Consider the following 10,536-nt stretch of genomic DNA (forward strand, 5'->3'; position numbering starts at 1 on the left):
TTCAGTCCTTTTCGCGAAAAATCTTGGAACCAAACGCGCCGGAGGGCGTTCGGTTCCAAAAGACTGCGAAAATTTTGTCAGGTGGAAGGCAGGTTGCCAAAGAAGGCCATGCAAAACGAAACAACATCAAACGCGCTGGAAGACCAGATCGCGGACAACCTCCGGCGTGCGTTTTCTGAACGCGCTGAAGAGAAAGTTCCGGACCGTTTCCTCGATCTGCTTCGCCAATTGCGCGATCAGGAAGACGGCGACGATGACGAATGAAGAAGCCGCCGTCGATCCGCGCGACGATCTGGTCAATCACCTCGGGCCGATGCGCGCCTTCGCGTTGTCGCTGACCCGAAACGGGGCCGAAGCGGACGACCTCGTGCAGGAATCGCTCGTCAAGGCGTGGAAGAATATCGACAGCTTCCAGGTCGGGACCAACATGCAGGCGTGGTTGTTTACCATCCTGCGCAATACGTTCTACTCGATCCGGCGCAAGCGTTCGCGCGAAGTGGCGGATCCGGATGGCATTGCCGCGGGGCAGCTGGCGGTGAAGCCCGCGCATGATGGCCGCTTGCAATTGTCGGAATTTCTTGATGCTTTTGCCAAACTGCCTGTGGAGCAGCGTGAAGCGCTGGCCCTCGTCGGTGCATCGGGATTTTCCTACGAGGAGGCTGCGAACATGTGCGGTGTTGCCGTCGGCACCATCAAGAGCCGGGCCAACCGTGGCCGCGCGCGTCTGGTGGAATTGCTGCACGCGGGTGAGGAAGGCTATGCTGACATGACCGACCGGGTGACCTCGGCGATCGTGAACGCAGGGGCCCAAGGACGCCTGACCGCGTGAGCTTGAAGATGTCGTGGCCTTTCCGGGGGCTTGCCGCCAGGGTCGCCGGGACCTTGGCGGTTGCCCTTATGCCGATCGGCGCCATTGCCGTCTGGCAGGCGGTGCAGATCGCCGCCGAGCAGCAGGCAAATGCCGAAACCGCCCTCCTGACCGCCACGGCCGAGGCTGCCTCGGGCGAGGCGTTGGCGATTGCCTCGGCCTCGGGGGCCGTGGCGACGCTGGCTGCGCATGTGGCGGCGGATGGCGGGCCGGTCGCGGATTGCTCCGACATGTTCCGCAACGTGGTGCGCGACACCCCTCAGTTTTCCTTCGCCGGCTTCGTGGATGAGGCCGGCGTCTTGCGTTGTGCCTCGTCCGACGTGGGGCGCGACCTGACGGGCGGGCTGCTGTACCCGGTGATGGACCGCGACCGCACGCCGATGGTGCTGGCCTCAGGGTTCGGGTCGATCAGCGGCACGTCGGTGATCGTCTCGGCCGCGCCGGTGCATGTCGGGACCGAATATATCGGTTTCGTCGCGGTTTCGGTCCCGCATTCGCGGATTTTCGGGATCCCCGGTGCCGCGGGCATGGAGCAGGACCTCAACATCGTCACCTTCAACACGGACGGCTCGGTGCTGTCGTCCGACCGCGAGTTTGCCGAGATCGAGGGTGTCTTACCCGTCGGACGTCCGTTGCCGACGCTGGTCAGCACGCGCCAATTCTCGTTCACCTCGTATTCCGAGGATGGCGAGGAGCGCGTCTTTGCCGTGGTGCCGATTATCCCGGGCGTGGTGCATGCGCTGGGCTCGCGGCCCGTCGACACGCTTGGCTGGGACCGTTTGTCGCCGGTGATCTTCCCGGTTCTGATGCTGGCAGTCGGCTTGATCGTGGCCTTCGGGGCCGTGAACGCGCTGGTCATCCGCTATATCCGCAAGCTCAAGGATAACCTGAACGAATTCGCGCGCTCACGCCGGATCGTGCCGCTGTCCACCAAGCCCGGCCTCGCGCAGGAACTGGTCGAGATCGACGAGACCTGGACCGACCTCGCCACGCATCTGGTGCAGGAAGAGGCCGAGCTGGAGAACATGGTGCACGAGAAGAACGTGCTGCTGAAGGAGGTCCACCACCGGGTGAAGAACAACCTTCAGCTCATCGCCTCGATCGTGAACCTGAAGATCCGCCGCGCGACCTCGCCCGAGGCCCGCCGGTCGTTGAAGGAAGTGCAGATGCGGGTGATGTCCATCGCCGCCGTGCATCGCGCGCTTTATTCCGAGCCGACCAGTGGACGGGTGCGGGCGGATGAGCTGCTCCAATCCGTCATCGACTCGACAATTTCCGCTGGGCTGACCGATGACCGCACCATCGACCTGCAGCAAAGCTATTCGCCCGTGCTGCTGTACCCGGATCAGGCCGTTCCCCTGTTGTTGATGGCGTCCGAAGCCGTGACCAACGCGCTGAAATACATGGGCCGGTTGGACAATGGCGATGCGTCGCTGACCATCTCGCTGACCATCGAGGGTGAGAACAAGGCAATGCTGCGCATCGTCAACACGCGCGGGACGCCGTTCCTGCCGCCGGATCAGGTGCTGGGTTCGGGTCTGGGCCGCTCGCTGATCGCCGGCTTCGCGACGCAGGTTGGGGGCACGGTCGAGCTGGATGTCACCGACGATTACTACGACTTCCACCTGACCTTCGAGGCGGCGGTCTTCGATCCCAGCACCGCGGGTGGTGAGCTGTCACTGGGCTGATCCCATCGCCACGAGCATTAGAAAACGGCGCGTCCCGGTTGGGGCGCGCCGTTTCCTATCCCGCCTGAGGGGCGCGCCTATTTCCGGGGCGCATCCGTCAGGACCAGATCCTTGCCCTCGGCATGGGCTCGGGAATCCGCCCAGAGCGATTGCGCCCACAGCACCAGAGGAATAGCGACGATGCCGCCGACCGGGCCCCAGAGCCACAGCCAGATCGTCAGCGAAAGGAACACCAGCAGCGGGTCGAGGCGCATGCGTTGGCCGATCAGCATCGGCGTGACGAACTGAGCCTCCATCAGGTTGATGGTCAGATAGATCGCCGCCGGACCGATCACCGCAACGCCATCGAAGGCCACCGTCCCGGCCAGCACCAAGGCACCGGCCGTGACTGCCGGGCCAAGGTAGATGACGAAATTCGCAAGGCCCGCGATGATCCCCCAGACCGGTGCGCCGGGCAGGCCATAGGCGGACAAGGCCAGCGCGACGGCGATGCCGAGGCCGATGTTGATCAGCGCGACCGTGGCGAAATAGCTGGCCACGCGGGCTTCGGCGCGGCGGAAGTCGTTGGGACGGAACCCGCCGGCGCGCGCCCAGTCATAGGCGTGCTCCTTGCCCAGCAGGAAGAAGAACAGCCCGCCCATGAAGATTAGGAACTGCGCGCCCAGCATCGGCGCGATCCAGGCGGCATCGGCCAGAGAGGGCAGCGCATCCGCACCGCCTCCGCCGCCACCGTCTGCGGCGGATTCGGGGTCGATCGCCTCCATAACCTCGCGCTGAAGGTCGAAGATGGCACTGAGGCGCAGGCGCAGATCCACCATGGCTGAGCGCAATTCGGCGCTCACACGGGGCCAGGCCTCGATCACCTCGGCGACCCAGGGGCGCAGGGCGAAGGCGATGCCGACCACGACGAGCAAGGTCAGGATCAGGGTGATGGTTGCGGCCGCGGCGCCGGGCAGGCCGATGCGGACCAGCCCCTCGTGAACCGGGGTCAGGACCATCGCGGTGATGAAGGCCAGAACGAGGGGGGCCATCACCCCTTCGGCCAGCCAGAGCGCGTAGGTGATGGCGAAAATCGCCAGAACGGTCTCGGGCCAGCGCTGTCGGAGAAATGCGGACATGAAAGAACCTGCAGGTCGGGCGCGACGTGCAGGGCGGGGTTCAGGCGCCTTCGTCGACGCGGGTCGGTCGTTGGGTCACAGAGAACGTGCAACAGAGAAACGCGGGGCCCTGAGGCCCCGCGTTCGGCAATCCGAGAGGATTACATTTCGACTTCCGGCATCTGTTCCAGCTCGGTCATCGTGTGGTCGACCACGACGTGGTCAACGGCACCGTCTTCATCCAGCTGGACCTGCAGCGAACCGGCGGTGATGGCGACCGGCTTCTCGCCGATGCCAAGGAAGCCACCCACGTCGATCACGAACTGCTCTTCGGTGATTTCACCTTCGGCAGGGATCACGGCGCTGACTTCACCGATCCACTCTTCGTTCGAGTCGTAGGCGCGGGCACCCACCAGCTCAGCGGTGTCGGCAACCGAGGCCACGTCGCTCAGAACCGGGGCGGCGTCCATGCTGTCGGCTTCCATCGCCAGGTCAGCATCGGCGTCGGCCGAACCCAGCGGGGTGATCGCTTCGCCATCAGCCTGAGCCGTGGCAGCAGCATCGTCACCGGTCATCGGGTCCAGCGGGGCGCCAGCGTCGGCGGTCGCCGAGACATCGCCTTCGGTCTCGTCCAGCGGGGTCACGGCGGCGTCGGCGTCAGCCGTCGACATCGCGTCTTCGTCCGAGGTCATCGTGTCAGCTGAAGCCGTGGTGTCGGCGCAGGCCTCACCGTCGGCACAAGCCTGGGTCGTCGCATCCGTCGAGGTCGCCGCATCCACCGAACCCGAATCGATGTCGGTGGTCGCGGTGACGTCAGCGGTCGCGCCGGCGTCGAGCGTCTGGGCGTAAACGGCGGTCGAGCCAGCGGTCATGCCGAGGGCCAGGATGAACGGAAGGGCGTTCTTGGGTTTCATCGTTACTCTCCAGTCATGGTGACGCGTCGTTGCGTCTCTGGCAATACAACGTGCGGATGCGCGAGGGGTTCCGGGAAAAGATGATTTTTTCGGCCTCAGGCTCTGAAAATAATCAAACAAATACAATAACTTGAATGCGATATGGTGTGGACGAAAAAACGCGGCCACACCAACCGGCGGGCCGCGTCCTTCACGTTCTGTCAGGGGTAGGACAGGCCCCCGATAGGGCCCGTCCCGACACCGTTATCAGCGCACGACTTCGATGATGCGGCGGCTCTCACGCTCCACCACGACCGCGTCGCCGTTGACGTTCAGGTAGGCGACCTGCTCGTTGCTCGGGACGTCGTAGATGGTGACGTCGGCCGGGATCGAGGCGCCAACGACCGGCTCACCGCTCAGGAACACCGGCTGCACCGGGTTTTCCTGCACGTAGTAGGTCACTTCCGAGTCGACCGAGGCGTTGGCGGCGATACCGGTCAGCATGCCACCCGCGACGGCGCCGACGGGACCGGCGATCAGGGCGCCGGCGACGGCACCCATGCCGGTGCCGATCAGCGTGGCGTCGTCACGCTCCGAGGTGTCTTCGATCACGGTGACCGTGGTCGAGGCGACCTGGTTCAGCGGCTTGGCTTCACCTTGCGCGTCGAACATCAGATAGGGGGCATAGGCCCAGCCTTCACCGCCGCCCGAAGTCACGCGGCACCATTCCTGCGAGGCCAGGCAGCCATCGACGGTGACCGAGTCGCCAGCCATCATCACGCCCTGGATCTGATACTGCGGGCCAGGGCCCGAGCGCAGGTTCAGGTCCGACGATGCGGTGGCCGACGCGGTCTGGGCCGAGGCCAGCGAGGCCGAGGCGGTCAGGGCGACGATCGAGACGGTGGCGAGTTTCAGGGTCTTGTTCAGCATGGTCTTCAAACTCCGTTTTCGGGCTGGGGCTGCATGCCCCGCCGGTATGGCGAAACAACACGCCGCCCCCTCAGGCGGTTCCGACGAATTTCGGAAACCGGCGAAACCCTGCGCGGAAATCCGCACGGTTCATGGCGCCGGGGCCGGGGCATAGGGCCGCTTGCGACCTTGGGACAAAGGGTCGTTTCTGCGCTTGCACGGTCTGGGGATAAGCCTATCCTGCGCGGCCAACGGAGGGGGGTCCCATGCCGACCAGCAATCTCAGCCTTCTCGATTATTCCGAGATCACGGGCTCGGCGCCGATCGCGCTGCGCACCCATGGTTGGCGTGCGAAATGCCTTCAGCGCCTCGTGCGGCTGGATATGCCCGTGCCGCGCACCGTGGCCCTGTCCTTCAACGCCGTGCGCGCGATTGCCGGCGGGCAGATGGCGGATCTGACGGCGCTGGTCGGACGGTTTGACAACGGCCAGCTTCTGTCCGTGCGCCCCTCGGCCGAGAACCCCGATTGGGGCGGTCCGGGCGCGGTGCTGAACATCGGCATGAACGATGCCCGCCACGCCGAGATCAGCGAAAGCCATGGCGAGCCCGTCGCCACCGCCCTCTACCTCGCCTTTGTGCAGGGCTATGCCCAGCATGTCGCGCGCCTCGACCCCGATCTGTTCCCGGTGTCCGAGCCCTGCCTGCCCGCGCTGCAGGCCGCGCTCTACGACTACGAGAAGGAGATGGAAGAGCCCTTCCCGCAGGACCCCAAGCGCCAGCTGGCCGAAGTGCTGCGCTCGATGGCGCGGGCTTGGGAAGGCACCTCGGCCCGGCTGTTGCGGCAGGCCAAGGGGGCGCCGGCGGATGCGGGGCTGGGGCTTGTGGTGCAGGCGATGGCCGGCGGCTATGGCGCGGCAGGCTCAGGCGCGGGGGTGATCCAGTTCGTGGAATCCGTCACCGGCGCGCCGCAGATCACCGGCCGCTATGCCGAGAGGGGGCAGGACCGCGCCGCCGTCTCGAACAACCCGCAGGCGATGTATCTGACGAAAGACCCGCGCGGCGCCTCGCTGGAGGAATTGCACCCAGAGGTCTTCGCCCAGCTTGTCGCGCATGGGGCCATGTCGCGCCAGAAGCTGCGCGAGGAGATGCAGATCGAGTTCACCATCGTCAACGGTGAGCTGGCGGTGCTGGATGCGCTGAAGGTCCAGCGCGCCAGCCGGGCCGCCGTGCGCATCGCCGTGACCTTGGCCGAGGACGAGATCATCACCCGCAAGGAGGCGCTGATGCGCGTCACCCCGCGCGCGCTGTCGGAACTGCTGCACCGGCAGGTGGACCCGCGCGGCCATCGCGACGTGATCGCCCGCGGTATCGCCGCCAGCCCCGGCGCCGCGACCGGGCGGCTGGTCTTCACCTCGACCGCCGCGCAGGCCTCGGCGGCGCGGGGCGAGCCCTGCATCCTCGTGCGGCGCGAAACCTCGCCCGAGGATATCCGCGGCATGCATGCGGCGGCCGGTGTGCTGACCGAGCGCGGCGGCATGACCAGCCACGCGGCGGTGATCGGCCGTGGCCTTGGCGTGCCCTGCATCGTCGGCGCGACGGGCCTGCGCATCGATCTGAAGACCAAGCAGCTGCACACCGGGCGGCAAGTGCTGGACGAGGGCGAGCTGATCACCATCGACGGCACCGCCGGCGAGGTGCTGCGCGGCGCGGCGGACCTGCTGGAGCCCGCGACCGAGCAATGGTTCAACACGCTGCTCGACTGGGCGGACGAGCTGCGCGACATCGGCGTGCGCGCCAATGCCGACACGCCGACCGACGCTCGCATCGCGCGCGACTTCAACGCGCAGGGCATCGGTCTGTGCCGGACCGAGCATATGTTCTTCGAGGACGACCGCCTGACGGTGATGCGCGAGATGATCTTCGCCGACACAGGGCAGGAGCGGGCGGCGGCGCTGGCGCGTCTGCTGCCGATGCAGCGCTCGGATTTCAAGGAACTGTTCAAGATCATGCAGGGCCTGCCGGTCTGCATCCGTCTCTTCGATCCGCCCCTGCACGAATTCCTGCCGCACACCCGCGAGGGGATGAAGCAGCTGGCCGATGCCTTGGACAAGCCGCTGTCGGAAGTCACCCGCCGGGCCGAGGAACTGGCCGAGTTCAACCCGATGCTGGGTCTGCGCGGCGTGCGGCTGGGCGTGACCCTGCCCGAGATCTACGAGATGCAGGCCCGCGCCATCTTCGAGGCGACGATCGAGACCGGCAAGCGCGGCGAGAAGGTCGTGCCCGAGATCATGATCCCGCTCGTCTCGGCGATGCGCGAGGTCGAGCTGGTCAAGGCCCGCATCGATGCCGTTGCGGCGGCTGTGCGGGTCGAGAAGGGTACGGCCTTCGAATACCGTCTCGGCGTCATGGTCGAGACCCCGCGCGCGGCGCTGCGGGCGGGCGAGATCGCCCAGCATTCGGACTTCATGTCCTTCGGCACGAACGACCTGACGCAGATGACCTATGGCCTCTCGCGCGACGATGCGGGGCGGTTCATGTCCTATTACGTGCAGTCCGGCGTGTTCCCCGAAGACCCGTTCCATGTCCTCGATACCGAGGGGGTCGGGGAGCTTCTGCTCATCGCCGCAGAGCGCGGACGGAAGTCGCGCAAAAGTCTGACATTGTCCATTTGCGGTGAGCATGGCGGCAGTCCCGAATCGATAGCCTTCTGCCGCGCCGCGGGCTTCGATTACGTCTCGTGCTCGCCTTTCCGGGTGCCTGTGGCACGTCTCGCCGCGGCGCAGCTGACCATCAAGGGCGATGACGCCAAGGATCAAATGCCAGACCTTCGGTGACCCCCGACACGGCTTGATTCATACGGATAATTTGAACGATCGCCTCCTGAGTCGGCACGGGCGCCCCTTGTCGCGGCGGCGCGGCGCAGGGGGCGATTCGGGAAAACCCTTGCATTCTGTGGACTTGCAGCCCGTTTTGCGCTATGTGCCAAGGGGTGATGGCTGTGGCTTTGGGGGGAAACCGGGCCGCGATCACCCCGACAGATGAACCAAGAAGAGGCCGCCCCGCGGGGCGCGGCTCACCGGACGTCGCTGGCAAAGCCTTTGTGCTGCCCGTGGCTGACAGAGGATGGACGGTATGGGATACGCGAAACGGATGGCGGCCTTCGGGCTTGCGATGGGGCTTGCTCTCTCATCGCAACAGGTCAAAGCCGACCTGCCGCTGGAGCAGTCGCTGGCCTTGGCCTTCAGCGCCGAGCGTGAGGCGATGCGCTCGGTCACGCCGACCGTGGTCAGCCGCGCGACAACGCCGCTGGATGATCCGACCGCGATCATGCGCTACGATTCCAGCTACCTGATGAGCATGCCGCAATCGAACGACACCGATGTGCAATGCCTGTCGGAAGCCATCTACCACGAGGCGCGCGGCGAGGATGTCTACGGCCAGTTCGCCGTGGCCGAGGTGATCCTCAACCGGGTCGATCTGCCGAACTATCCGAACTCGGTCTGCGGGGTCGTTCACCAGAACGCCGAGCGCAGCAACGCCTGCCAGTTCTCCTATGCCTGCAACGGCCGCTCGCGCGCCATGGTCGAACCGGCGGCGCGTCGGCTGGCCAACAGCATCGCGCAGGTCCTGCTGGGCGGTGCCCCGCGTGAGCTGACCGATGGCGCCACGCATTTCCACACCACCGGGGTGCGCCCGCGCTGGGCCTCGAGCTTCCATCGCACCGGGCAGTTCGGCGCCCATCTGTTCTACCGGGAACCGCTGCGCCTGACCTTCAACTGACGCCAGTTCTTCAACGGACCCCCGTCTGGAGTGGATCGGAAACGCCCGGGACCGCCTTCGCGTCGCACCGGGCCTTTTTCATGACGGGTTCAGGCTGGGAAAGCCGGGGCCGGCGGGGTAAGTCGGGGGCGAGGAAACCGCCAGCTGACCGGAGGGCTCGCCCATGAGCAGCGACATCCATCTTGCCTTCGCCCATCCCGAAGAGCGCGCCGAGGCGACCGCATCGGCCGATCCGCGCGACCGGATCGCGTTGCGCGACTATCTGGTCGAGGCCGAGATTGGCGCCTTCCAGACCGAGCGTGGGCATACCCAGCGGCTGATGTTCAACGTCGTCGTCGAGGTTGCGCCGCAGACCGGGCCGATCGATGACGATGTCGACCGGATCATGTCCTACGACACCATCACCGAAGCGATCGGCGACGAGCTGGCGCTGGGGCGGGTCAACCTGCTGGAGACGCTGTCCGAGCATATCGCCGAGCGTATCCTCGCCCATCCCCGGGCCATGCGGGCTTTCGTGCGGATCGAGAAACTGGATCGCGGCCCGTTCAAGCTGGGGGTCGAGATCGTGCGCAACCGGGCTGCGGTGCCGGTGCGCGATCAGGATGACGAGGCGGCCCTGCACCCGCTGGTCGTCTATATGGACAATGCGGCGATTGCGGCGGCGGATTTCTCGGACCGGATCGACCGGCTGGAGGCGCGCGGCAAGCCGGTGGTGATCTGTGTGGGGCTGCCCGAAGCGGCCGTGCCGCAGGTCGGCCCGCGCGAGGTGCAGCGGCGTGTCGACCTGCTTGCCATCGAGCAAAACGCCTGGGCGCTGGCCGCGCGGGATCGGCGCTGTCTGGTGGTCGACAGCCGGACCGAGATCGACTGGGCGATCCGGCAGGGCAAGATCATCGTCTGGGCACCCTCGAAACTGGTGCTGGACACGCCGGACGGGCCGTTGGCGCATAGCTCGAACGGGCCGGCGCTGGCCTCGTGGCTGGCGGAGACGCTGGCGGCGGAGGCGTTGTTGCTGCCGTGGGGCGTGACGGTGAATGCCGGGCGGACGCCGGTCGAGGCCTTCCCGGCCTGAGGGCCTTTGGCGAGCGGGGCGGCCCGGCCACGGTAACCCCCCCCCCACCCCCCCCGGTTTGAAATTTCTCAAGCGCAACAAGCTTAAGGAATAAGAGCTGGGCAAGATCGTTGCCATCAAAAACAGTAAAACCGGCAGCTCAAGTGGAGGCCGTTTTTATTGGGTCTAAATCGTTCTTAGCCTGCTTGATAAGTCTCTGCTGAAAACCTACAGCTTAAATCAGCGAATT

The 10,536-nt window shown here is 65.9% G+C and carries 9 protein-coding genes; 6 read left to right on the plus strand and 3 right to left on the minus strand.

All coding sequences use genetic code 11. The annotated features are described in order from the left end of the window. Positions 1-108 precede the first annotated feature (108 nt). Genes BCY78_RS25560 through BCY78_RS11120 form a run of 3 tightly spaced genes read left to right on the plus strand, consistent with a single transcriptional unit; the run spans position 109 to position 2,556 of the window. Positions 109-264, plus strand: a complete 156-nt coding sequence (locus tag BCY78_RS25560) for a NepR family anti-sigma factor (protein WP_158515920.1) — start codon at positions 109-111, stop codon at positions 262-264. Next, a complete protein-coding gene (locus BCY78_RS11115; RefSeq protein ID WP_068301456.1) occupies positions 254-829 on the plus strand; it encodes an RNA polymerase sigma factor in 576 nt (191 codons plus the stop codon). The genes BCY78_RS25560 and BCY78_RS11115 overlap by 11 nt, the downstream gene beginning before the upstream one ends. 53 nt (positions 830-882) lie before the next feature. Then, positions 883-2,556, plus strand: coding sequence for a sensor histidine kinase (locus BCY78_RS11120; RefSeq protein ID WP_158515921.1), 1,674 nt, complete (start codon positions 883-885; stop codon positions 2,554-2,556). 77 nt (positions 2,557-2,633) lie between these two features. Here BCY78_RS11120 and BCY78_RS11125 read toward each other — a convergent pair whose 3' ends face one another. The 3 genes from BCY78_RS11125 to BCY78_RS11135 form a co-directional block, all read right to left on the minus strand. Next, complete coding sequence (locus BCY78_RS11125; RefSeq protein WP_068301461.1) at positions 2,634-3,674, minus strand: AI-2E family transporter; 1,041 nt, start codon at positions 3,672-3,674, stop codon at positions 2,634-2,636. A gap of 140 nt (positions 3,675-3,814) precedes the next feature. Beyond that, complete coding sequence (locus BCY78_RS11130; protein ID WP_068301464.1) at positions 3,815-4,567, minus strand: PRC-barrel domain-containing protein; 753 nt, start codon at positions 4,565-4,567, stop codon at positions 3,815-3,817. A 246-nt stretch (positions 4,568-4,813) separates the two neighbouring features. Beyond that, positions 4,814-5,476, minus strand: a complete 663-nt coding sequence (locus BCY78_RS11135; RefSeq protein ID WP_068301468.1) for an SH3 domain-containing protein — start codon at positions 5,474-5,476, stop codon at positions 4,814-4,816. Positions 5,477-5,721: 245 nt separating this feature from the next. Between BCY78_RS11135 and BCY78_RS11140 the strand changes: the two genes are divergently transcribed. The 3 genes from BCY78_RS11140 (at position 5,722) to BCY78_RS11150 (ending at position 10,307) form a co-directional block, all read left to right on the plus strand. Beyond that, the gene (locus tag BCY78_RS11140) at positions 5,722-8,289 is read left to right on the plus strand and encodes a putative PEP-binding protein (protein ID WP_068301471.1); all 2,568 of its coding nucleotides are present in this window, start codon (positions 5,722-5,724) and stop codon (positions 8,287-8,289) included. Positions 8,290-8,587: 298 nt separating this feature from the next. Next, entirely contained in the window at positions 8,588-9,235 is a 648-nt protein-coding gene (locus tag BCY78_RS11145; RefSeq protein WP_068301473.1) for a cell wall hydrolase, read from the plus strand. Between the two features lie 163 nt (positions 9,236-9,398). Continuing rightward, positions 9,399-10,307, plus strand: coding sequence for a dihydroneopterin aldolase (locus BCY78_RS11150; RefSeq protein ID WP_068301476.1), 909 nt, complete (start codon positions 9,399-9,401; stop codon positions 10,305-10,307). Positions 10,308-10,536 lie beyond the last annotated feature (229 nt).

Source organism: Pararhodobacter sp. CCB-MM2 (genome assembly GCF_001691415.1).
Classification (GTDB): Bacteria; Pseudomonadota; Alphaproteobacteria; order Rhodobacterales; family Rhodobacteraceae; genus Pararhodobacter.